A 24,965-nucleotide genomic window follows, 5' to 3' on the forward strand; every position below is an offset into this window, starting at 1 on the left:
AAAAAATACTAGTGTTTTAACTCCTTGTATCCATACTCTGAGAAGATTTTTTGTCCTTTAGGACTTAATATAAAGTCATAAAACTCCTTAGCTAAAGTTTTATGCTCACTGCTGTTTAATATACTCATAGCCTGTTTTATAGGTGAGTAAAGCTTGCTATCTACTACTAAAATGCTTGCATTTTTTTGAGATCTTACCATGGAGAGAGCATTAAAGCCAATTTGTGCATTACGAGAGATTACAAACTGGTTAGCTTGAGATATAGAAAGGGCGGTTGCGATTTTAGATTTTACTTCATTATAAAGACCACTATTTTGCAAAGCTTCTAGTGCAGCCCTGCCATAAGGGGCAGTTTGAGGGTTAGGAAGGGCTATATTTTTGGCTTTAAGCATATCTTCTAGTGAGGTAACTTTCATATCTCCATCACTCCATAAAACCAAGATTCCTTGTGTGTACACCACTGGTTTAGTGGCAAGATTAGCCTTATAAAGCTTTTCTGGAAAGCTTTCATCAGCGGATATAAAAAGATCAGCCTTTAACCCTTGAGTGACTTTTGCATAAAGCCTACCACTTGCATCAAGAGTGATATCCATACTGTCATTTGGGTGGTCTTTTAAAAATGCACTTTTAACATCTTGTAAAACATACCGTAAATTAGCCGCTGCTAAAACTTCTAAGTGGGCTGCAAAAAGTGAGTTAACTCCAAGCAGTGCAACTATTGCTACCTTTATAAAAACCTTCATCAATAACTCCTAAACTATTAAAAATTTAAGATTCCATTCTACTAATAAAGCTAAAAAAGTAAAAATTGTTTTTAAGTTTAAAAAGGTATATTTGGGATTAAAACTATGCATAAAATGTAAAAGTATCTAATTTAGTGTAAAACTTTTAAACCAAATAAGCCCTTTATGTCTTTTATGACAAAAATATAGAATCTAAAGTAAAAAATATTTAACTTTAAAAAACTAGGTTTTTATATGCCTTACATATGCTTAGCCTAGCTTGCAAAAAAATTAATTTAAGTTAAGTAAGTTTAATTAAACCTAGACTGTTTCCTTGCATCAAGCCCTCTTTTTACAGCCTTTTCTAGATCGCTGCTCATATCAGGATTAAGCTCTTGTAGCTTTTTTTGAGTGTTTAAAATGATGTCTTTGTTGGAGTTTTTGTGTAAAGCTAGGGCTATAAGGATGTTTTTAAGCTGTATCTTACTTGGAGCTAGCTCATCATAGTGCTTCATAAACTTATCTATAGCTTCTTGCAAGTCAGAAGCACTACTAGTTCTGGAATCTAAAACTACCATTACATTTTGGATTCCAAAGTAGTCTTGCTCTTTAGGTGCTAAAGCTTTTTTGTTAGGTTTTACTAGCACAAACTTAAATAAGGCAAATAAAAACAAGCCTACAATCACTACAAAGCTTATAATTATAAAAATCACTTGTTCCACAAAAACCTCACTTTAAGTCTGCACAGCTAAGCAAGATTTTATCACAAATCCCATTTTGTCGATGAAAAACATGTATTTTAAGAATAAAAGCTTACATATTAATCTTATGGTGGTGTAATTTAGAGATAGAAAGACAAAAATAATAATAAAGTAATAAGTTAGCTTGACAAAAAAAAGAAGAAGAAGAACAAGCTCTTAGTCAAAAATTTATTTCAAAGCTTTATTGAAGGTAGAATGATACATGCAAGCAAAAAGTACAAAAGCTATACTAAACTCCATAGCTACCCCCCCCCCCCCTCAAATATACAAACTCTGCCATCAGAGGATAAAAGCAAGATGAAGATAGCCATACTTTATATATCTACGGGGCGCTATGATATTTTTTTCAAAAAGTTTCATAAAACTATGCAAAAGTTTTTTATAAAAGGTGCACAAAAGCACTACTTTGTATGGACAGATTCTAAAAAGATTAAAAACACAAAAGATATAACTAAGATCTATCAAGAAAAACTTGGTTGGCCCTATGACACTTTAATGCGCTACCACATGTTTTATGAGATAAGAGATAGATTAAAAGAGTTTGACTATATCTACTTTTTTAATGCCAATATAGTCATAAAGCAAGAGATAACTAAAGATGAGTTTTTACCAAACACTAAGTCTGGTTTAGTTGGATGCCTTCATCCAGGATTTATAGACTTAGACTTAGAGTTTAATATAGTCCCAAAGAAAGATGCTGCAAAATTTACTTATGATAGAAATGAAAAATCCCTTGCTTACATTAAAGAAGGAGATGGTCTTGCCTACTATGCTGGTGGGCTAAATGGGGGAGCCAAAGATGCTTATCTTAAACTTATAAAAGACTTAAGAGATAACATACAACAAGACTTAGATAAAGGTATAGTTGCTTTATGGCATGATGAAAGTCATATAAATAAGTACTTTTTAGACAAAGAGATAAAAGCTCTGCCAAGCACTTTTCTTGTGCCTGAAGGTTGGGAATTTAGCATAAGCGATAAGTTTATTATGGATGAAGAGTGCATGAAAGATGAACTAAAGAAAAAAGAGTTTACTAAAAACTTGCTTTCTAGACTTAACTTAATCCCATCTCTTGAACTAGAAAAACTCCTAGCTAAACAAAGCGAACTTAAAAGCTATGAAGATAGACGCTGCTTTATGCAAACTGCTATTAATGGATACTTTGACTTGAAAAAGCACACAAAGATACTACTTTTAGAAAAAAGTAATCCTAAGTATGGAGGTCATGACTACTTAAGGGGAGAAAAGCAGCACAAGAACGTATCTTTAAGATATTATATTTCGCGTGTAAATGTAGCAAGAAAACTAGCCTCTTTAATAAAACGTAGGCTTAAAAAATATATCAAAAGAAATGATAAAATCTAGACGTATGTACTTTTTGTGCACTAATCAATCAAAAAGTGTCTTATTTTAAAAAGTAGTTTTTTAGTAAGGAAGTGGCTAGAAACTCCGCCCAAAAAGAGGAAGAGAATCTATAATTAAAAATTTATAAAAAAGTAAGGTTTGTAAAAAGTAAGGTTTGTAAAAACTTTTGTAAGGACTAAAAAGTGTCCTTACAAGCTATCTTAGCTTTTTCTCTTTTCTACTATCTCTTTAGCTATATTGTTTGGAACTTCACCATAGTGATTAAACTCCATAGTGTAAGTACCACGCCCTTGAGTAGCTGATCTTAGGTCAGTTGAGTAGCCAAACATCTCTGCTAGTGGAACGTGGGCGTTAACTAGTTTTAAGCCCATCCTATCATCCATGGAGTTTATCTGACCACGACGACGGTTTAAGTCACCTATAACATCACCCATGTACTCTTCTGGTACTTCTACTTCAACCTTCATCATAGGCTCTAAAAGTACAGGTTTAGCACTTCTGCAAGCTTCTTTAAACGCCATAGAACCAGCTATCTTAAATGCCATCTCTGAACTATCCACTTCATGGTAGCTTCCATCATATAAAGTAACCTTACAGTCAACTACTGGATAGCCAGCTAGCACACCACTTTGCATAGCTTCTTGTATGCCTTTATCAACAGCAGGGATATACTCTTTAGGTATAACACCACCACTTATGTTGTTTACAAACTCATAGCCAGTTCCAGCTTCTTTAGGTTCAAGCTTGATAAATACGTGCCCGTACTGACCACGACCACCGGACTGCTTAGCATATTTATGCTCTTTGTTTACAGAATCTCTTATAGTCTCACGGAAGGCAACTTGAGGTTGACCGATCTCAGCTTCAACTTTAAACTCTCTTTTTAATCTATCAACAATGATTTCTAAGTGAAGCTCACCCATACCGCCAATTAGTGTTTGACCTGTTTCTTCTTGAGTACTAACTCTAAAGCTTGGATCTTCTTCAGCTAACTTGCCTAGTGCTACGCTCATTTTTTCTTGGTCAGCCTTAGTTTTTGGCTCAACTGCGATTTGTATAACTGGCTCTGGGAACTCCATCCTCTCTAGGATAACTGGTGCCTTTTCACTACAAAGTGTGTCACCTGTTAGGGTGTCTTTTAAACCAACAAAGGCACAAATCTCACCAGCGTAAACTTCTTTAATGTCTTCTCTTTTGTTAGAGTGCATTTTTAAAAGTCTACCAACACGCTCTTTTTTCTCTTTAGTTGAGTTAAGCACATAACTACCAGATTCTAGTTTGCCTCTATACACACGAACGAAGGTTAACTGTCCAACAAAAGGATCTGTCATTATCTTAAATGCAAGTCCTGCAAACTCACCACTATCTGAAGATTCTACATGCACTTCTTCATCAGTTTTAGGATCTATACCTTTAATGTTTACAACTTCAGTTGGGCTTGGTAGAAAGTCAACTACTGCATCAAGTAAGGTTTGAACACCTTTGTTTTTAAAAGAACTTCCACAAAGCATAGGTATAAGTTCCATTTTCAAACAACCTGCTTTTATACCTTTTTTAATCTCTGCCTCACTTAGCTCTTCGCCACCAAGGTATTTTTCCATCAATACTTCATCTTGCTCAGCTGCTGCTTCTACCATCTTTTCACGGTACTTTTTAGCTTCTTCTAAAAGTTCAGCTGGAATTTCTTCTATGTCGTATTTAGCACCCATAGTTTCATCATTCCAAACTATGGCTTTCATTTTGATTAGGTCTATAACACCTTTGAAGTTATCTTCAGCACCTATAGGTATATTAATAGGTACTGGGTTAGCTTTTAGCCTAGTTTTAATTTGAGATTCAACGTTAAAAAAGTTAGCGCCTATCCTATCCATCTTGTTAACAAAGACCATTCTTGGAACGCCGTATTTATTAGCCTGTCTCCAAACTGTTTCACTTTGAGGTTGTACACCACCAACAGAACAAAACACAGCCACAGCGCCATCAAGCACACGCATGGATCTTTCAACTTCTATAGTAAAGTCAACGTGTCCTGGAGTGTCTATAATGTTTATTTGGTAGTTTTTCCAAAAACAAGTAGTTGCCGCAGAAGTAATGGTTATACCTCTTTCTTTTTCTTGCTCCATCCAGTCCATAGTGGCTGCACCATCGTGCACTTCACCGATCTTGTGACTAACACCTGTATAGAAAAGTATCCTTTCAGTTGTAGTTGTTTTTCCTGCGTCGATATGAGCTGCTATTCCTATATTTCTAATTTTATCTAAGGGGGTAGTTCTTGCCATTTTATTTACCTACCAGCGATAGTGTGCGAAAGCTTTGTTTGCTTCTGCCATTCTATGTATTTCTTCTTTTTTTCTAAAAGCACTTCCTCTATCATTTGCCGCATCTATTAGCTCATTTGCTAGTCTATCTACCATAGTTCTTTCGTTTCTTTTTCTTGTAGCTTCAAGTAGCCATCTAATAGAAAGGCTTTGTTGTCTTACTGCTCTAACCTCAACAGGTACTTGATAGGTTGCACCACCTACTCTTCTACTTCTAACTTCAACTAATGGCTTAACTCTTTCTAAAGCTTTTTCAAAAACTTCTATGCCTTTTTCGCCATTTTTTTCTTCTATCTTAGTGAAGGCTGCATAAATGATCTTTTCTGCGATACTTCTTTTACCGTCATACATCATTTTGTTTATGAATTTAGTAACTACTTTACTTCCATAAATTGGGTCACCTAAGATTTCTCTAACTGGAGCTTTTCTTCTTCTCATTTATTACCTACCTTATATATTTATTTTTTGGCTTCTTTTTTAGCTTTTTTAGCACCGTATTTACTTCTTGAGACAGTTCTTTTTGCTACACCAGCAGTATCTAGGGCACCACGGATGATGTGATACTTAACACCTGGTAAGTCTTTTACCCTTCCGCCACGAACTAAAACGATACTGTGTTCTTGAAGGTTGTGACCCTCACCTGGGATATAGCTAATAACTTCAAACTTGCTTGTAAGCCTTACTTTTGCAACTTTTCTTAACGCAGAGTTTGGCTTTTTAGGAGTTGTTGTATAAACACGAGTACAAACTCCTCTTCTTTGAGGGCACTCTTGAAGAGCTGGTGACTTAGTCTTTTTTATAACCTTGCTTCTTTCTTTGCGAATCAATTGATTAATGGTTGGCACGAACTTTCCTTATAAATTTAAAATTTTTAATATTATACTTGTAAAAGCCTAGTTTTTCTAGGCTAACCTCTAAGCTTAAACTCTACCACGGCGGATTCTAAAGATCTTGTCTTTATACATACCAGTTCCAACAGGTATCATACGACCTAATACAACGTTTTCTTTCAAGTCTTCTAAGTGGTCAGTCTTAGCAGCTATGCTGGCTTCAGCTAGCACTTTAGTAGTTTCTTGGAAAGATGCAGCTGATATTATAGAATCACTTCCGATAGATGCCCTAGTGATACCAAGCAAGGTTGGCTCTGCTATAGCTGGATCCCCACCAATTTTTAGTATCTTTTCATTTTCTTCTCTGAAGTGACGCTTGCTAACAAGGTCTCCTTCAACAAATTTTGTATTACCAGAATCTAGAATCTTAACTTGACGCAGCATCTGAGAAACTATTATTTCTATATGCTTATCAGCTATGCTAACTCCTTGACCACGGTAAACTTGCTGAACCTCACTGATGATATATTTGTGTAGCTCTTTTTCACCTTTGATTCTTAATATATCATGACTTGAAATAGTACCATCAGTTAAAGGCTCACCAGCATAAACATTTTCGCCATTATGAACTAGTATCTTTTTAGTTTTTTCATCCACAAAGTACTCAACTACACTTCCATCATTAGAAGTTATAACTATCCTTCTTTTGTTTCTTACATCCTTACCAAAGCTTACTGTCCCATCTATCTCAGATAAAACTGCCATATCTTTTGGTTTTCTAGCTTCAAAAAGTTCACTTACACGAGGAAGACCTCCGGTGATATCTTTAGACTTAATGGCCTCTTTTGGAGTTTTAAATAGCGTATCTGCTCTTTTTACAACATCTCCATCTTTAACTAAGATAGTGCTTTTTGGAGATAGGTTATAAAACTTCTCGCTTCCATCTTCACCTATAACAACTATCATAGGAGTATAACCTACAGGGATGTGATCATTAACTGCAAGATATTTTACATTAGAGATTCCATCTTTTTTATCAGTCACTGTTGTGCCTTTGATGATATCTCTATACTGAACCTTACCGTTAATGTCTGAGATAACAGGGTTGTTATAAGATTCCCACTTGGCTATAACTACTGCTTTGTTGTTTCCTTTAGCTATTAGCGTATCAGCTTTTACTTCAGTGTTATTATCTACTTGCAAAACAGATCCTCTAGCTATGTAGTGTCTAGCTACTTCTCTATCTTTGCTGATGATTAAAGCATAAACGCCTTTTTCATCTACAACATAGTCTTTAGCCGCATCAGTAAAAGGCTCTAACTTATCAGACTGCAGCATACAAAATCTTACAGTACCATTTTCCCCAGCTACTATATTTTTAGATATAGGAAGATTATCTTCAACTAAAAGCTCACTAGCGTATGGGATCCTATTTGGTATATTCCATATCTCTTTAATAGTATCTACTATACTACCTCCAGCTTGCACGCTAAATCCATCTTTATGAGGCAAGAAAAGCTTGCCGTCTATGCGTCCATTAATGCCTGCTAGGTCGTTATCTTTTGCAACATCTGTTTTTCTTAAAGTGAACTTTTGTTCTTCTTTGTCATTTTTAACAGTTACTAAAACTTCATCACGAACTACTTCTATGCTTAAGATTCCATCAAATGGTGCTTTAATGCGCGGTTCAACTAGTAATATAGCCGCTGCCCTTCTGTTAGTTATGATGTTTTGACCATTACTATTAACTTGCAAGTCTATATTGTGATATCTAATAAAACCATCTTTAGTAGTGCTTATCTCAGTTTCACCTTGAGATGCATTAGCAGTTCCTCCAACGTGGAAAGTTCTAAGAGTTAACTGGGTTCCAGGCTCTCCAATGGACTGGGCTGCTATAACACCAACGGCCTCTCCAGGTTTGCTCATCTTACCTTCACCTAGATTTAACCCATAGCACTTAGCACAGATTCCTTTTAAAGCCTTACAAGTTGCCGGAGTTCTTATAGGCACTGACTTAACGCCTGCTTCTTTAACTCTTAAAGCTAGAGGTTCAGTTACTAAAGTTCCTTCATGGATAAGTATCTCTTGAGATATAGGATCTAATATATCTTCAGCCACAACGCGCCCTAAGATTCTTTCTTCTAAAGCTTCTATGACTTCATTACCCACAACTATATCAGAGCACTCTATGCCTTCGTGAGTTCCACAATCATCCATAGTTATCTTCATGTTTTGAGAAACATCTATTAGCTTTCTTGTTAGATAACCAGCATTAGATGTTTTAAGCGCTGTATCCGCAAGACCTTTTCTAGCACCGTGCGTTGATATGAAGTACTCTAAAACATTTAGCCCTTCTTTAAAGTTAGAAAGGATAGGTGTTTCTATGATGCTTCCATCTGGTTTTGCCATAAGACCACGCATAGCTGAAAGCTGGCGGATCTGTGCCGCACTACCTCTAGCTCCAGAATCTGCCATCATATAAATAGAGTTAAAGCCATCTTTATCAAGACGTACTCTTTCCATCATCTCAGCGCCCATCTTATTGCTAGTTTCTGTCCAGATATCTATTATCTTGTTGTGCTGTTCTGCAGAAGTCAAGGCACCTTTATCTAGGAATCTACACTCATCGTGGATTCTAATCTTAGCTTTTTCTATAAGCTCAGCTTTTGAAGGAGGCACTATAATATCACTTGCTGATATTGAGATACCTGCTTTTGTGGCGTACTTAAAGCCTAGATTTTTAAGATTATCTAAGAAGTTAGCTGTTATACCAACCCCACCTTCTTTATATACACAATCAATTAGATTAGATATATCTTTTTTCTTTAAGATTCTATTCCAAAGATCTGTAGGCACAAAGTCTGGAAGTATAGACTTAACTACCATGCGTCCTGCTGTAGTTTCTAGCTTTTTGCCATCTTCTACTACATAGATTCTACTGTTTATATCAAGATCACCAGAATCTAGTGCGATAGAAATCTCATTAAAGTTAGCAAAAAGTTTATGCTCACCTTTAGTGTTTTTCTTAATTAAAGACATGTAGTAAAGCCCTAAAACCATATCTTGGCTAGGAACAGCTACTGGCTTACCGCTAGCTGGAAGTAAGATATTCATAGAGCTAAGCATTAAAACCTTACACTCAGTGATAGCCTCTTGACTTAATGGCACGTGCACTGCCATTTGATCCCCATCAAAGTCCGCGTTAAAGGCTGAACAAACTAGTGGGTGAAGTTGTATAGCTTTTCCATCTATTAGCTTAGGATGGAAGGCTTGGATAGATTGCTTATGCAGCGTAGGCGCACGGTTTAGCATGATAGGATAACCCTTAATTATCTCTTGTAAGCACTCCCACACTACATCTTCTTTATCATCTAACATCTTTTTAGCAGACTTAAGATTTTTCACATAGCCTTTTTCTTCTAACTTTGCTAATAAGTGAGGTTTGAAAAGCTCTAGTGCCATATTTTTAGGTAGGCCGCATTCATCCATTCTAAGGTTAGGTCCAACTACGATAACACTACGTCCAGAGAAGTCAACCCTTTTACCAAGTAGATTCTGACGGAATCTACCTTGTTTACCTTTGATAATCTCACTTAAAGATTTAAGTGGGCGTTTATTAGCGCCTTTTACAGCATTACCATTTTTACCATTATCAAATAGCGCATCTACTGCTTCTTGAAGCATCCTTTTTTCATTTCTTACGATGATTTCAGGTGCATCTAGTTCTAGTAGCTTTTTAAGTCTTTGGTTACGATTTATAACTCTTCTATAAAGATCGTTTACATCACTTACTGCAAACTTTCCACCATCAAGAGAAACTAAAGGTCTTAAGTCTGGAGGAAGCACAGGCAAGATACTAAGCATCATCCACTCAGGTCTATTATCAGAGTTTAGGAAGGCTTCTACTATCTTTAAGCGTTTAATGATAGACTTTTTTCTAGCTTCTGAGTTAGTATTTTTAACTTCTAGTTTAAGCATGGTTAGTAGCTCTACTAAGTCTAGCTCTTCTAAAAGTTCTTTTACAGCAGCCCCACCCATTTGTGCTTTAAAGCCAGTGTGACCAAAGTGTTCATTGATGTTGTTGTACTGCTCTTCATTTAAGATATCAAACTTAGCAACTTTTTTAGTAGATTCATTATCATAGTAAGCATCGCCAGGCTCTTTTACTATATAAGCTTCATAGTAAAGTACACGTTCTAAGTCTTTCATCTTAACGCCTAAAAGCGTACCTATACGACTAGGGAGGGAGTTAACATACCAAATATGCGCTACTGGAGTTACTAACTCTATATGCCCCATGCGAGAACGTCTCACCTTAGATGTAGTTACTTCAACACCACATTTATCACAGATAATGTCTTTGTAGCGTCCTTTTTTATACTTTCCACAACTACACTCATAATCTCTTACAGGTCCAAAGATTTTGGCGCAAAATAGCCCATCTCTTTCAGGCTTTAAAGTCCTATAGTTTATAGTTTCTGGCTTTTTAACCTCACCATGACTCCAAGATCTTATCTTTTCTGGGCTTGCTAGAACTAACTGAAGTGCGTTAAAGTCTTTTGGTCTTTCTTTTTCTGTTATCTCTATAACTTTTGGTCTGCCATTTTCATCTAAGTCATTGCTATAAACGTTTACATCAAGGGCTAAAGACTGAAGCTCTTTTGTTAGAACGTAAAAAGTTTCTGGTATCTCAGAATCTCCTACGTGCTCACCTTTAGTGATAGCAAAGTAGGCTTCTTTTCTTCCTTTGACATCATCTGACTTGATAGTTAACATCTCTTTTAGAGTGTGTGCAGCACCGTAAGCTTCAAGTGCCCAAACTTCCATCTCACCAAATCTTTGACCACCAAATAGTGCCTTACCACCAACTGGTTGTTGGGTTACAAGAGAGTAGGTTCCTGTGCTTCTAGCGTGCATTTTCTCATCAACAAGGTGGTGAAGTTTTAGCATGTAGATATAGCCGACATTAACTTTTTCTTTTATCTTTTCACCAGTTTTTCCATCATAAAGCTCAGTCTTTCCATCCATAGAAATCTTTGCCATTTTAAATAATCTATCAAATTTCTCTTGAGAGATTCCTTCAAAAACTGGTATAGCAAACTTAACTCCATTACTCCAGTCGCGTGCATAAGATAGTAACTCTTCATTACTTATCTTTTCTAGCTGGGCACAAAGCTCATTGTCTTCATTTACAACTTTAGCTATGTCAACCATCTTAGTGCGTAAAGCATCTACAAAGCCATCTTTCATATTATCTAGTTCTACTTGGATTTGCTTACCTAGCTCTTTGCCAACTAGTCCTAAATGCACTTCTAGAATCTGGCCTATGTTCATACGACTAGGAACCCCTAATGGGTTTAGGATGATATCTACTGGAGTACCATCAGCAGTATAAGGCATATCCACTTCTGGGACTATGTTACTTACTATACCTTTGTTACCATGGCGTCCTGCCATTTTATCACCAACTTTTAACTTACGTTTAGTTGCTATATAGATTTTTACTAGTTTTACAACACCGTTTTGTAAGATGTCATCTTTTTCTAGGATCGCTAATTTTTCTTCATGCTCTTCACCTAAAGTCTTTTTTTGCTCTAAGAAGTTAGATTTTATCTGCTCATATTTTAATTGCACAGCTTTTGGATAGTGCTTAATAAGTGTATTTAAAGAGTAGCGATTAATCTTTAAAAGCTCATCTCTTGATAAAGCATCACCTTTTTTATACTTAACTCCATTTACTTCAGCATCAAGACTTAGTTTTTCTTTAGAAAGCATAAGGCTAATACGCAAGCTTTCTTCTTTATCAAGCATTAAAAGTCTGTCATTGTTTTCTATATCTAAGACTTTCTTTTCTTGCTCGTAAGCACTAATTGCCCTTGCATCTTTTTCATAGCCTTTTTTAGTGAATATTTTCACATCAACTACGTAACCTTCCATACTTTGAGGGCAAAGCAAAGACTTATCTACAACGTGACCTGCTTTTTCACCAAAGATAGCCCTAAGTAGTCTTTCTTCAGGAGTAGGTTTAACTTCACCTTTTGGAGAAACCTTACCAACTAGTATCATCCCACCAGTTACATAAGTACCTATTTTTACTATACCGCTTTTATCAAGATGGGCTATGTCTTCTTCTTTTACATTAGGAAGATCAGCAGTTATCTCTTCGATCCCATGCTTAAGCTCTCTAGCTTCAACTTCTTTTTCATAGATGTGTATAGAAGTAAAAGCATCTTCACGTATAAGTTTTTCATTTATAACGATAGCATCTTCAAAGTTATAGCCATTCCAAGGCATGAAAGCAACACGTACGTTTTTACCTAGTGCTAATTCTCCATGCTCCATAGATGGGCCATCAGCTATGATCTGGCCTTCTTCAACTATATCTCCCTCTCTGACTATAGGATGCTGGGTAAAGCTAGTGTTTTGGTTAGTCCTCATATTTTTTTGCATAGAGTAACTATCTATGTAAACACCCTCTTCATTTTCTCCTAGCACATAGATATTCTTACCATCTACTTTTTCTACCACACCATTTCTTTTAGCTTTTATGGCCTCCCAAGAATCTCTTGCGATAATCTTTTCTATACCAGTTCCAACTATAGGCGCATCTGGTATTAATAAAGGTACAGCTTGACGTTGCATGTTTGAGCCCATTAAAGCACGGTTAGCATCATCGTGCTCTAAGAAAGGTATAAGGCTTGCAGCAACACCTACTAGCATCCTAGGGCTTAGGTCTATTAGAGTAATCTTGCTTTTTTCATTTAAAACTATCTCACCACCTACTCTAGTTTCTATCCTTTCTTCTTCTAGGACTTTATTACCGTCATTTTCTATAACTTCCCTAGTTTGAACAAGGATATTACCTTCATTATCAACCTTAGTGCTAGCAGGGGCAACTACATGACCATCTTCTTGAGTAGCAGTTAGATAAACCACTTCATCAGTGACTTTTCCATCTATAACTTTTCTATAAGGAGCTTCTATAAATCCTAGCTCATTAACTCTAGTAAAGGTTGAAAGAGTGTTTATAAGACCTATGTTTTGACCTTCTGGAGTTTCTATAGGACAGATTCTTCCATAGTGGGTTGGGTGAACGTCACGGGCTTCAAAACCAACTCTTTCTTTAACAAGACCACCCTCACCAAGTGCACTAAGTCTTCTTTTGTGAGTAACTTCTGAAAGCGGGTTAGTTTGATCCATAAACTGAGAAAGTTGCCCACCTGTGAAAAAGTCCATAATAGTACTAGTTATAACTTTAGCACTTATTAGATCATGAGGCATTATGGTGTCATAGCTTGTTTGAGATGAAAGCTTTTCGCGGATAGATTTTTGCATCTTAACAAGGCCTGAGTGAAGCTCATTAGCCAAAAGCTCTCCGATTGCTCTAATCCTTCTATTTCCTAAGTGATCTCTATCATCAACTTTTGCAACTTTGTTTCTAACTTTCATTAGATAGCTTATAGATTCTATAATGTCTTCATGAGTTAAAACAGTTACGTAATCAGGCACTTCAAGCCCTAGTTTATGGTTCATTTTCATACGACCAACACGAGTTAAGTCATACTTTTCAGATTCAAAGAAAAGTTGTCTAAAGAAACTATTAGCCATATCTTTAGGCACTGGCTCACCTGGTCTCATGACCTTATAGATTCTAACTCTAGCAAGCTCTACTTCACTATCAATTTTTTCTATCTGACGAAGTAGTTTTAAAGATTCAGCATCAGCTGCAAAAGAGTTAATTATAGAATCATCATAGCCTGTAGCTGTGTGATTTATGATTTTTAATTCTTTTGTTTCAGAGATGATTTTTTTTAGTTTTGCTTCATCAAGCTTAGTTAAAACATCATAACTTACCTCACCATCACTTCCCACTATAGGCTCAGCTAAATACTTATCGACAACTAACTTAGCAGGATACTCAACATACTCTATGCCTTTTTCTTTTAGCTCTTTTAAACGTTTAGCACCAAGTCTTTTACCAGCTTCGATTATCTTTTCACCATGTTCATCATAAACATCCATCTCAGCTCTAGCTTCATACATGGCAGGATCAAATGGTATTAAAAACTTATCTTTTTTGACTTTTATACTTAAGGTTGGATAAAAGATTTTAACTATGTCTTGCTTACTATAGCCCATAGCTCTTAAAAGGATAGTGACTGGTACTTTTCTTCTTTTGTTAATTCTTACAAACATAACATTCTTAGAATCATATTCAAAATACAGCCATGCACCTCTATCAGGTATTATCTGTCCGGTATAGATATCAGTGCTTGCAGTAGCAGATTCATCTTTTTTGAAGATTACACCCGGGCTTCTATGAAGCTGATTAACAACAACTCTTTCAACTCCATTTATGATAAAAGAGGTTCTATCAGTCATTAATGGAATCTCTCTTACATAGATTTGTTGCTCTTTTATGTCTTTTGGAATATTAGTACCAGTTTTTTCATCTCTCTCATGCAAGATTAAACGAACTCTAATTTTTAAAGGTATGGCATAAGTGATCCCTCTTTCCATAGCTTCCCTGATAGTATATTTAGGCTTACCAAACTCACAGTCCACATACTCAAGCGTTACCTTGTCATTACCATCGTGAATAGGAAAAATTGACTTTAATATTTTTTCTATACCACTTTCCTTATTTTTAGTGCTCCATAAAAAAGAGTTATAACTATCTCTTTGTAAAAGCAATAGGTTTGGAACCTCTAAATTTTTGGAATCTTTTGAAAAGTCAATCCTTAGCCTGTTTTGCACTAATCTTTTATCCATTTTTTAACCTTCATAAGTAATATTTTGAAGAGTCAAACACTCTAAATACACTAAATATCATTTAATATATTTTGAATGTTCTATAAAGCAAAAAACCCACTCATGTAAAAGAGTGATATACAAGTGTATCTCACTCCCTTACTAAGCGGGTATAGGGTCAAAAAGTAAAAATAAAATTACTTAACTTCTACTTTTGCACCAGCTTCCTCTAATTTTTTCTTGAAGTTTTCGCAATCTTCTTTGCTAATACCTTCTTTTAGTGTATGTGGAGTTTTTTCTGTAGCTTCTTTAGCTTCTTTTAGACCAAGACCAGTGATCTCTCTAACTGCTTTAATAACATTTATCTTATTAGCTCCAGCATCAACTAAGACAAGATCAAACTCAGTTTTTTCTTCAGCAGCAGCTGCAGCACCGCCGCCACCGCCACCTGCTACTACTGTAGGAGCAGCACTTACGCCAAATTTTTCTTCAAACTCTTTTACTAGCTCTGAAAGCTCTAGTACAGATAGATTAGCTATATATTCTAATACTTCTTCTTTAGTGATTGCCATTATTGTTCCTTTCTTATATGAAGGCTTATATTAAGCCTCTTCTTTTTTCTTTCTTAAATTATCTAAACCCGTTACAAAGTATCTAGCTGGTGCAGTCCAAACTGAAAGCAACATACCGATAAGCTCATCTTTACTTGGTAGTTTAGAGATAGCTGTAATGTGTGCTACATCAACTACTTCTTTATCAAAGAATCCAAACTTAACTTTGAACTTTTCAGCATTAGCTTCTTGGAATTTGCAAACTACTTTTGATAGAGATATCTGATCATCTGACCATATAAAGATATTAGATTCTTTTAACTCTGCTTCTGGATATCCATTAGCTTTTAAAGCGATTTTTGCTAGTTTGTTTTTAAGTACATGAACTTTTATCCCAGAAGTCTTGCTGTTTCTTCTTAGGCTTTCAAGGTTTTTTACTTGTAAGCCTTTATAATCACAAACGATCAAAGCACTTGAAGTTGAAAATTCACTAGTTAAAAACTCTACTAATTCCTTTTTTTCTAATCTTGTCATATTTCCTCCTTTCAGGTCTAAGCTTATAAGGGGTTATGTTTTAAGCATGCTAATACAAAATGTACTAGACGCCCCATTAGTCTTAAGCCTAAGATAAAGTGGATACAAAACTATTTTGTATCCATTAGCTCTTGAGAATCTAGTTTTACAGAAGGACTCATGGTAAGTGAAACTGCTCCAGATCTTATATACTTTCCTTTAGCACTTGCTGGCTTTAATCTATTTATAGTCTTTACTAAAGTGACCATATTTTCTAAAAGCTTATCAGCATCAAAGCTAGCCTTTCCTATAGGGCTATGTATATTCCCTTTTTTATCAACACGGAAGTTTACTTGACCACTTTTAGCAGCATTCACTGCTTTTGCAATATCCATAGTAACTGTTCCAGTTTTTGGGTTAGGCATAAGACCTTTTGGCCCTAGAATTCTACCTACCTTACCAACTAAAGGCATCAAGTCCGGTGTAGCTATAACCATATCGAAGTTAATATTGCCATTTTTAATTTCTTCAGCTAGATCATCATCTCCAACTACATCAGCACCTGCAGTTTTAGCTTCATCAGCTTTTAACCCTTTTGCAAAAACTGCAACCCTCACTGTTTTACCTGTGCCATGAGGTAAAACAACAGCACCTCTTATCATCTGATCTGCATGTCTTGGATCCACGCCCAAACGTAAAGCTATCTCAACTGTCTCATCAAACTTAGCAGAAGAGAGAGTTTTAACTAAACTAACAGCCGAATCCATGGCATATAACTTATCTTTTTCTACCTTTTCTGATAGATTTTTTATCCTCTTAGAATCTTTTTTACTCATAACTCTCTCCTACTCTACTTCTATGCCCATACTTCTAGCACTACCAGCCACTATCTTTTTGGCCTCTTCTATATCAGTAGTGTTTAAGTCTTCTAGCTTTACGTTAACTATATCTTCTAACTGTTTTTGCGTAATCTTGCCAATTTTATTTTTCAAAGGATTATCAGAGCCTTTTGTTATGCCAGCAGCTTTTTTGATTAAATCAGTAACTGGAGGCTTTTTTGTTATAAACGTAAAACTCTTATCCTGATAAATGGTAATAACAGTTGGAATCTTAAAATCACCCATATCTTTTGTTTTTTCATTAAAGGCTTTGCAGAATTCCATAATATTAACTCCACGCTGACCTAGGGCAGGACCAATAGGTGGAGATGGATTTGCTTTTCCAGCAGATATTTGCAACTTTAATTCGCCAACAACTTTTTTAGCCATTTTTTATCCTTTTTTAAATAGTTTATTAAATGATTTTTTCAACTTGAGTATATGAAAGCTCAACAGGAGTATTTCTTCCAAATATACTAACATTAACAACCAGTTTTTTATGCCTAATATCATAGCTTTCAACTACTGCTGTAAAGTTAGAAAAAGGACCATCAATTATCCTTATGTTTTCACCAACATCGAAAAATATCTTAGGTCTAGGAGCAGGCCTATTTATAGCCTTTTCTAGAATATGATTAATCTCTTCTTCTCTTAATGGAGTAGGTTTTTTAGATTCTCCAATAAAGCGTCCAACTTTTGGTAAGGACTGTATAACATGCCACATCTTCACATCTAAATACACATTGATAAAAACATAGCCTGGATATAAGCTCTTTTGAGTTACTTTCTTTTTCTTATCTTTTATCTCATACACATCTTCTGTAGGAAGAATGACATCTTTAATCTTTCCTTTAAACTCTGGGTTTAAAGCAAGATTCTCAATTGATCTCTTAACAGCTTGCTCGCTGCCAGAGTAAGTTTGTATAGCGTACCATTCAAGTTTTACATTACCTAAATCTTGATTTAGATCTGTATCTTGTGTTTGGTTAGTTTTAGTATTTACATCATCTACGTTGACTACTTGTCCGTGTTCATCCTCTTGAAGAATTTTATCTTGCATGATACGCTTACTCCTTATAACACTTTGGATAATGCATAATGCAGTATAAAGTCAACAATCGCTAAGAATATCGTAACTACAGCCACAACGACAACGACGGATATAAAAGCATTTCTTATTTGTTCTTTAACTGGAAAGATAACTTTGCCCAGTTCTTCTCTAACATTTTTATAATATCTTGTAAGTGCTTTCATAATTAAAATAGAACCTTATTTATTTTTCAAATCTAATAACTATAATTTATATGGCAGGCCAGGAGGGACTCGAACCCCCAACACTCGGTTTTGGAGACCGATGCTCTACCATTAGAGCTACTGACCTAAATAAAATCTACCCTTCCTTCTATAAAAAAAGAAAGGGTGGAAAAAGCTAGTTAGTTTTTAACTTAACTTCTTTATGCAATGTGTGCTTATTTAACCTAGGGCAGAACTTTTTTAGCTCCAACTTGTTTGTGTTTGTCTTGGCATTTTTTGTAGTGCTGTAGTTTATATCACCACATTCACTGCATTTAAGACCTATTTTTACTTTCATAACAACCTACTCAATTATATTAGTAACAGCTCCAGCACCTACTGTTTTACCACCTTCACGAATAGCAAACCTAGTACCTACTTCAAGAGCTATAGGGTTTAAAAGCTCAACTGTTATCTTAACGTTATCACCTGGGGCAACTAGAGCTACGCCTTCTGGTAAATGGATAGTTCCTGTAACGTCAGTAGTTCTTACATAAAACTGAGGTCTGTAGTTTTCTTGGAATGGAGTGTGACGTCCACCTTCATCTTTAGTTAGAACATAGATTTCAGCTTCAAACTTTTTGTGAGGAGTTATAGAGCCTGGCTTACAAAGTACCATACCTCTCATAACGTCTTCTTTTTTAGTACCTCTTAAAAGTACTCCAACGTTATCACCAGCCTCACCTTTGTCTAGTTCTTTTCTAAACATTTCAACACCAGTAACTGTAGTTTTTTGAGTATCACGAATTCCTACGATTTCTACTTCGTCACCTACACAAACTACACCTCTTTCAATTCTTCCTGTAACAACAGTTCCACGACCTGCTATTGAGAAAACATCTTCAACTGGCATAAGGAAGGCTTTATCTATATCTCTTTCTGGAGTTGGTACATACTCATCAACTTTAGCCATAAGCTCTAGAATCTTTTCTCCCCATGGTCCAACAGTTCCACTTTTAGCTTCTTCTAAAGCTTTTAGGGCAGAACCACCAACTATAGGAGTATCATCACCTGGGAACTCGTACTGATTTAGTAAGTCTCTTACTTCCATATCTACTAGTTCTAGTAAGTCTGGATCATCAAGCATATCTTGTTTGTTTAAGAAAACAACTATGTAAGGAACACCAACTTGGCGAGATAGAAGTATATGCTCTCTAGTTTGAGGCATAGGACCATCAGCTGCACTAACAACTAGTATAGCGCCATCCATTTGAGCAGCACCAGTAATCATGTTTTTAACGTAGTCGGCGTGCCCTGGGCAGTCAACGTGCGCATAGTGACGATTTTCTGTTTCATACTCTATGTGAGAAGTAGCAATAGTGATACCTCTTTCTTTTTCTTCTGGGGCATTATCGATATTGTCATAGTCTTTTAACTCTGCAAGACCTTTTAGTGATAAAACTGCTGATATAGCAGCACTTAAAGTAGTTTTACCATGGTCTACGTGACCTATAGTACCTATATTAACATGAGGCTTATTTTTAACGAACTTTTCCTTAGCCATGCACTTTCTCCTATTTACAAAATTTTAAATACAAATTATAACGAATTACACCATTGCATTAGGTATAAAAACAAACACAATAAGCTGGAGCCCACAAGCGGGATTGAACCGCCGACCTCTTCCTTACCAAGGAAGTGCTCTGCCACTGAGCTATATGGGCAATTTTAATTATATGCGTGATACTAAAAAAGTAGAAGTTAAACAGTGAGATTTACTAGCTCCCAAACTTTTATAGAGCAAACAATTACAGTCTAACTCTTTTTCGTGGTACGAACGCCTACAAGTTAAAGGGTGCACTCTATCACAAAAAAACTTAAATGCAGCTGAATATGCTTGAAAAATAGGGAAAAATATCACATGGAAAAATGCGTGGAGCGGGAAACGGGACTCGAACCCGCGACCCTCAGCTTGGAAGGCTGATGCTCTAGCCAACTGAGCTATTCCCGCATCAAGAAATGGTGGTGAGTCGTGGATTCGAACCACGGAAGACAAAGTCAGCAGATTTACAGTCTGCCCTCGTTGGCCACTTGAGTAACTCACCTTAGAATAAGTTGTAAAAACTGGAGCTGGTTAAGGGACTCGAACCCCCGGCCTGCTGCTTACAAGGCAGCTGCTCTACCAACTGAGCTAAACCAGCAAAAACATATCAAATAATACCTTACTAAGCACTACTTGTCATTTAATTAAAAACGAAAGCAAATTGTACGTAAAACAAAAAGCAATGTCAAGTATAAAACTGCTAAAAGCATAATATTTTCAACTCTTTACTTTTTAAGCCTTTCATAAGAACTCTTATATAAATGGTATATCTTCCCAAATAAAGCTCTTTTTACAATAACGTATACTATATAGTGCCTTCATAAAGTCAAAGCCCACACCTAAGCGTTATAATATGCACTTGATGCAAGCTAGGATTTAATAAAAACATTTAATTTATCTTATTTAAGGAGATACCATGAAAAAATATTTAGAAGAAGCAAGCAAAAATGCGCCTATTAGCTCTAAAGGCTGGGCAGTAGATAGTAAAGATTCTGAGTTTAAAGAGTTTAACTTCACTCGCCACCCACTAGGAGATAAAGACATTTTAATAGAAATACTTTATGCAGGAATCTGTCACAGTGATATACACAATGCAAAAAGTGAGTGGGCAGAAGGAATCTATCCCATGGTGCCAGGGCATGAGATAGCAGGTCGCGTTATAGCAGTTGGCAAGGATGTAAAAAAGTTTAAAGTTGGAGATTACGCAGGGGTAGGATGTATGGTGAACTCTTGTGGAGAGTGTGAGCCTTGCAAGCAAAGTAATGAGCAGTTTTGTGAAAATGGCGTAGTTTTTACCTATAACAGCCTAGATAGATTCCATAACAACACCCCAACTTATGGAGGCTACTCTGATAATATAGTCTTAAGTGAAGACTTCGCTATCACTGTACCAAAAGGAGCAGAGATAGAAAAAGTAGCCCCACTTCTTTGTGCTGGTATCACAACTTACTCACCCCTAAAGTTTTCAAAAATCAAAAAGGGCGATAAAGTAGCAGTAGCTGGCTTTGGAGGACTAGGTCTTATGGCTGTAAAATACGCTTTAAAACTAGGGGCTGAAGTAAGTGTTTTTGCGAGAAATAAAAACAAAGAAAAAGAAGCTTTAGAGCTAGGTGTAAAAGCCCTCTATGATAGTCCAGATCCTAAAAAAGTAAAAGATAGATTTGATCTTATCCTCTCTACCATACCTACAAAATATGACTTAGCGCCTTACTTAGAGCTACTTAAAGTTGGAGGCGAGATGGCTATAGTTGGCTTGCCGCCTAGTGCTGATCACGTAGGAGTTGAACTTTCTACATTAGTTTTTAAGGCTAATAAAAAAGTATATGGCTCTCTTATTGGCGGGATAAAAGAAACCCAAGAGATGCTTGATTACTCAGTGGCTAATAATATCTATCCAGAGATAGAGCTTATAACTGCTGATAAGATAGATAAGGCTTATGAAAATCTAACTAGCGGAAAAGCTAAGTTTAGATATGTCATAGATATGAAAAAATCTATATAATCACCTTTAAAGTTTATAACCTAAAGGTAGCCACTTATGAAAAATAGCACTCCTATAAAAAAAGTAGCCATATTTGATAGTGGTATAGGAGGGCTAAGCGTTGTTAAAAGCTTAATTGATGCTAATATGTTTGAACATATCATCTATTATGGTGATACTGCGCGCGTACCCTATGGCAGTAAGGATAAAACTACCATTATAAGTTTCTCACTTGAAGCCCTTAGCTTTTTAGAAGGCTTTGAGCCTGAACTTATAATAGTAGCTTGCAATACAGTATCAGCCTGTGCTATCCCTTTCATGCAAGAAAACACTAAGATTCCCATCATAGGCGTTATACAAAGTGGTATGAAGGCCATAGTTTCTAAGAATCTTCCAAAGACTAGTAATATCTTAGTTATAGGCACCCAAACTACCATTAGCTCTAACATCTATCAAGATGGGCTTAAAGACTTAGGCTTTATTAACGTGCAAGCTTTAGAGACAGGGCTTTTTGTGCCATTAGTAGAAGCTGGAATCTATGAAGGGGAGTTAGTAAAAGCTTCTTTTAATCACTACTTTAAAGATGTAAAAAATGTAGATGCTTTAGTGCTAGGTTGCACTCACTTTCCTTTGCTTATACCTAGTTTAAAAGAGTACTTTGGAAGTAAGTGTGTTCTTATACATTCAGGTGAAACCATGGCTAGCTATCTAAACGAACACTATAATATCGCCTCGTGTCCAAGAGATAAGATTAAGATTAACTACCATGCTTCAAGCAATGTCTATAAGCTTCAAGAAAATGCCACTAAATGGCTAAATCTATAAAGCTACTAAGCCCTTCTGTACTGAAAGGCCTCTAGCAGGTGGTCTTTTTTAATACTAAGACTAGAATCTAAATCAGCTATGCTCCTAGCTACTTTTAGCACCTTTTGAGTGCCTCTATGACTTAGGTTAAATCTAGAAACAGCCTTTTGAAGCAAGAAAGAAAGCTCTTCATCTAGTTTACAAAACTCACTCACACCCTTTTCATCTAGCTTTCCATTAAGCACAGGCTGCCCTCTTTGCTTTTGCATTTTAAAGGCTTCAAAGACTGCTTGCTGCATACTTTTAGATTCCATCCCATCTTTTTCTTTTTTTGCATCTAGCCCGCCTGCTATCTCGCCTTCTTGCATTTGCACATATAAGTCTATACGATCTAAGAAAGGCTCGCTAAGCTTGTTTCTATAAGTTTTTATCTCAGCCTCCTTGCATCTACACTCTTTAGTAAGGCTTAGCAAATTGCCACAAGGACAAGGATTAAGTGCGCCAACGAAAAGAAAAGATGTATCATAAATAACTTTTGAGTGCACTCTAGAGACTAAAAGTTTATTATTCTCTAAAGGCTCTCTAAGTGCTTCTAAAACTTCTCTTTTAAAGTAGGGAAGTTCATCTAAAAATAAGATTCCATTATGTGCTAGTGCTATCTCGCCTGGTCTTACTTGGGTTTGAGTAACACTTCCTAGTATGCTAGACTTTGAAGCATCTGAGTGAGGATTTCTTTGATTCCTTAAAGGAGTGTACTCAGTTTTTTGCAAGTCTAGGGCTTGAAGTTTTACGCTTTCTATCATCTCTTCTGCACTAAGTGGAGGCAAGATATAACGCATACGCTTAGATATCATGCTTTTACCACAACCTGGACTTCCTTCAAAAATGATATTATGGAATCCTGCCGCAGCGATTAGTGCTGCACGCTTTGCTTGCTTTTGCCCTTTTACTTCTTTGAAATCTAAGTCAAACTTAGAACTAAAATAGTACTTATTACTCAAAACTTCTATAAACTCAAAAGGAAACTCATCTACTTCATTAACGCCTTCTTGCAAGTCTTCTTCACTAAGCTTAGTTATGGCTTCTTGCAAACTATCTACATAAATACATCTAAGATTAGGGATGTGCGCAAAAAGATGTTTGCCAGCACGAGGGAGTATCACTTTTGCATTAGGCTTTAACAAGGAAACATCAAGCAGTATAGGATAGATAGAATCTATATGTTTTATACTTCCATCTAGTCCTAACTCACCAAAGGCAAAGATATCACCTAGCTTTATAGGCTTTTTATAAAGGGCTATAAGCAAGGCTAAGGGCAAGTCAAAATGGCTGCCATGTTTAGGAAGGTCTGAAGGGAAAAGATTAATATTTAGTTTGAGCATGGGGAGGGCAATATTATTATTAGCTAAAGCTGACATAACTCTATGTTTAGATTCTTGGATTGAAGAATTAGCAAGGCCAGTTATATTAAAAGAAGGCAAAGCGCGCATGAAGGTTGCTTCAACTTCTACTACCTTAGCACTTATCCCCTCCATAGTAGCACATAAGATCTTGTTAGTCATGTTTTAAACTTCCCTTGCTTTATGATAGATAAATGCCAAAAAGTTAGTTGAAGATAAAGCCTACTTGCTAAAAGTGCCTTTAAAAGTCAGTATAAAAAAGTGCACTACCCCAAGTTAGCCCACCACCAAAAGCATCAAGCAAGATAAGTTGCCCTTTCTTATCTAACTTGCCTTCTTCATAAGCATCATTTATAGCCATAGGTATACTTGCTGCTGAGGTGTTACCATACTTTTGCACTGTTAAGATTAACTTTGAGTAGTCTAGATCTAGGGCATTTGCCACTGAGTGGATGATCCTAAGATTAGCCTGGTGAGGGACAAAGTAGCTTAGGTCTTTTGCACTCAAATTATTAGCACTTAGAATCTCTTTGGCGCTATTAGTAATGTTTCTAACTGCTAGCCTATAGATTTCAGAGCCATTCATATGAAGAGCTTGTTTTTTATCTTCATATGCTGGCAAGATATCATCTAAAAGCTTATTAGTAGTTTTTGAACCTATGCGCGGTGTTTTTAAAGAGTTAGCATAGCTTCCATCTGAATTTATATGTACATCTAAGATTCCAGGTTTTTGGCTTTGAGAAACTACGCTAGCCCCCGCACCATCACCAAATAGCACACAAGTGCTTCGATCTGTAAAATCTAACACCGAACTTATCTTTTCAGCCCCAATTACTAGGATATTTTTATAAATACCACCTTGCACATAAGCCCTAGCCATGCTTAAAGCATAGATAAAGCCCGTACAAGCTGCACTTACATCAAAGGCTGGAGTGTTTTTAAGACCTAGTTTTTCTGCTATGACACAAGCAGTTGAAGGCATACTCACATAATCTGGACTTAAAGTAGCACAGATTATTAGATCTAGCTCCTCTGCCTTTAAACCTGCTCTTTCAAGCGCTTTAAGGCTAGCTTTAAGACCTAGATCGCTACTTTTTTCTTCACTGCTAGCAAAATAGCGAGTTTTTATACCTGTGCGTTTAGTTATCCACTCATCATCTGTCTCTAAAAAATCACTAAAATAATTATTATCCACACAATATTTAGGTACATAAGAGGCTATGGACTTTATACTTGCGTAATTCATAATTCCAAT

General features: G+C 36.2%; 19 protein-coding genes and 5 tRNA genes. 3 read left to right on the forward strand and 21 right to left on the reverse strand.

Annotation, left to right across the window (positions count from 1 at the left end):
* Positions 1-8 precede the first annotated feature (8 nt).
* Both modA and BKH43_RS08615 read right to left on the reverse strand, forming a co-directional pair.
* Entirely contained in the window at positions 9-743 is a 735-nt protein-coding gene (gene modA, locus BKH43_RS00370; protein WP_095227351.1) for a molybdate ABC transporter substrate-binding protein, read from the reverse strand.
* A gap of 290 nt (positions 744-1,033) precedes the next feature.
* Positions 1,034-1,444: a hypothetical protein gene (locus BKH43_RS08615; protein WP_095227353.1), complete on the reverse strand. Its 411-nt coding sequence runs from the start codon at positions 1,442-1,444 to the stop codon at positions 1,034-1,036.
* Between the two features lie 336 nt (positions 1,445-1,780).
* Here BKH43_RS08615 and BKH43_RS00380 point away from each other — a divergent pair, with 336 nt between their 5' ends.
* Entirely contained in the window at positions 1,781-2,848 is a 1,068-nt protein-coding gene (locus BKH43_RS00380) for a family 6 glucosyltransferase (protein WP_172402274.1), read from the forward strand.
* A gap of 200 nt (positions 2,849-3,048) precedes the next feature.
* Here BKH43_RS00380 and fusA read toward each other — a convergent pair whose 3' ends face one another.
* From fusA to BKH43_RS00465, 17 genes are all read right to left on the reverse strand, one after another.
* Positions 3,049-5,127, reverse strand: coding sequence for an elongation factor G (gene fusA / locus BKH43_RS00385; RefSeq protein ID WP_095227357.1), 2,079 nt, complete (start codon positions 5,125-5,127; stop codon positions 3,049-3,051).
* 9 nt (positions 5,128-5,136) lie between these two features.
* Positions 5,137-5,604: a 30S ribosomal protein S7 gene (rpsG, locus tag BKH43_RS00390; RefSeq protein WP_095227359.1), complete on the reverse strand. Its 468-nt coding sequence runs from the start codon at positions 5,602-5,604 to the stop codon at positions 5,137-5,139.
* 20 nt (positions 5,605-5,624) lie between these two features.
* Positions 5,625-6,011: a 30S ribosomal protein S12 gene (rpsL, locus tag BKH43_RS00395; protein ID WP_095227361.1), complete on the reverse strand. Its 387-nt coding sequence runs from the start codon at positions 6,009-6,011 to the stop codon at positions 5,625-5,627.
* A 75-nt stretch (positions 6,012-6,086) separates the two neighbouring features.
* Positions 6,087-14,768: a DNA-directed RNA polymerase subunit beta gene (rpoB, locus tag BKH43_RS00400; RefSeq protein WP_095227363.1), complete on the reverse strand. Its 8,682-nt coding sequence runs from the start codon at positions 14,766-14,768 to the stop codon at positions 6,087-6,089.
* Positions 14,769-14,944: 176 nt separating this feature from the next.
* The gene (gene rplL / locus BKH43_RS00405; RefSeq protein ID WP_095227365.1) at positions 14,945-15,319 is read right to left on the reverse strand and encodes a 50S ribosomal protein L7/L12; all 375 of its coding nucleotides are present in this window, start codon (positions 15,317-15,319) and stop codon (positions 14,945-14,947) included.
* A gap of 30 nt (positions 15,320-15,349) precedes the next feature.
* On the reverse strand, positions 15,350-15,832 hold the full coding sequence (gene rplJ, locus BKH43_RS00410; RefSeq protein ID WP_095227367.1) for a 50S ribosomal protein L10: 483 nt from the start codon (positions 15,830-15,832) through the stop codon (positions 15,350-15,352).
* Positions 15,833-15,942: 110 nt separating this feature from the next.
* Positions 15,943-16,647, reverse strand: coding sequence for a 50S ribosomal protein L1 (rplA, locus tag BKH43_RS00415; protein WP_095227369.1), 705 nt, complete (start codon positions 16,645-16,647; stop codon positions 15,943-15,945).
* A 9-nt stretch (positions 16,648-16,656) separates the two neighbouring features.
* Positions 16,657-17,079, reverse strand: a complete 423-nt coding sequence (gene rplK / locus BKH43_RS00420; protein WP_095227371.1) for a 50S ribosomal protein L11 — start codon at positions 17,077-17,079, stop codon at positions 16,657-16,659.
* A gap of 25 nt (positions 17,080-17,104) precedes the next feature.
* Positions 17,105-17,749 (reverse strand): transcription termination/antitermination protein NusG, encoded by a 645-nt coding sequence (gene nusG, locus BKH43_RS00425; protein WP_095227373.1) that lies wholly within the window; start codon positions 17,747-17,749, stop codon positions 17,105-17,107.
* A gap of 14 nt (positions 17,750-17,763) precedes the next feature.
* Positions 17,764-17,943 carry a preprotein translocase subunit SecE gene (gene secE, locus BKH43_RS00430; RefSeq protein ID WP_095227375.1) on the reverse strand — a complete coding sequence of 60 codons (180 nt, stop codon included), beginning with the start codon at positions 17,941-17,943 and terminating at the stop codon, positions 17,764-17,766.
* A 51-nt stretch (positions 17,944-17,994) separates the two neighbouring features.
* Positions 17,995-18,070, reverse strand: a tRNA-Trp gene (locus BKH43_RS00435).
* Positions 18,071-18,118: 48 nt separating this feature from the next.
* Entirely contained in the window at positions 18,119-18,280 is a 162-nt protein-coding gene (rpmG, locus tag BKH43_RS00440; RefSeq protein WP_095227378.1) for a 50S ribosomal protein L33, read from the reverse strand.
* Positions 18,281-18,286: 6 nt separating this feature from the next.
* Positions 18,287-19,486, reverse strand: a complete 1,200-nt coding sequence (gene tuf, locus BKH43_RS00445) for an elongation factor Tu (RefSeq protein WP_095227380.1) — start codon at positions 19,484-19,486, stop codon at positions 18,287-18,289.
* Positions 19,487-19,571: 85 nt separating this feature from the next.
* Positions 19,572-19,646: transfer RNA gene (locus BKH43_RS00450), tRNA-Thr, on the reverse strand.
* 210 nt (positions 19,647-19,856) lie between these two features.
* Positions 19,857-19,933: transfer RNA gene (locus BKH43_RS00455), tRNA-Gly, on the reverse strand.
* Positions 19,934-19,942: 9 nt separating this feature from the next.
* A tRNA-Tyr gene (locus BKH43_RS00460) sits at positions 19,943-20,027 on the reverse strand.
* Between the two features lie 20 nt (positions 20,028-20,047).
* Positions 20,048-20,123: transfer RNA gene (locus BKH43_RS00465), tRNA-Thr, on the reverse strand.
* 318 nt (positions 20,124-20,441) lie between these two features.
* On the opposite strand from BKH43_RS00465, the gene BKH43_RS00470 reads away from it, so the two are divergent.
* Both BKH43_RS00470 and murI read left to right on the forward strand, forming a co-directional pair.
* On the forward strand, positions 20,442-21,527 hold the full coding sequence (locus tag BKH43_RS00470) for an NAD(P)-dependent alcohol dehydrogenase (protein ID WP_095227382.1): 1,086 nt from the start codon (positions 20,442-20,444) through the stop codon (positions 21,525-21,527).
* A gap of 36 nt (positions 21,528-21,563) precedes the next feature.
* The gene (gene murI / locus BKH43_RS00475) at positions 21,564-22,331 is read left to right on the forward strand and encodes a glutamate racemase (protein WP_095227384.1); all 768 of its coding nucleotides are present in this window, start codon (positions 21,564-21,566) and stop codon (positions 22,329-22,331) included.
* A 5-nt stretch (positions 22,332-22,336) separates the two neighbouring features.
* Here the strand turns inward: murI and BKH43_RS00480 are convergent, their stop codons facing one another.
* Complete coding sequence (locus BKH43_RS00480; protein WP_095227386.1) at positions 22,337-23,872, reverse strand: YifB family Mg chelatase-like AAA ATPase; 1,536 nt, start codon at positions 23,870-23,872, stop codon at positions 22,337-22,339.
* A 79-nt stretch (positions 23,873-23,951) separates the two neighbouring features.
* Positions 23,952-24,959, reverse strand: coding sequence for a beta-ketoacyl-ACP synthase III (locus BKH43_RS00485; RefSeq protein WP_172402282.1), 1,008 nt, complete (start codon positions 24,957-24,959; stop codon positions 23,952-23,954).
* Between the last annotated feature and the right edge of the window lie 6 nt (positions 24,960-24,965).

The sequence above is a fragment of the Helicobacter sp. 13S00401-1 genome (genome assembly GCF_002272925.1).
In the GTDB taxonomy this organism is placed as follows: Bacteria; Campylobacterota; Campylobacteria; order Campylobacterales; family Helicobacteraceae; genus Helicobacter_I.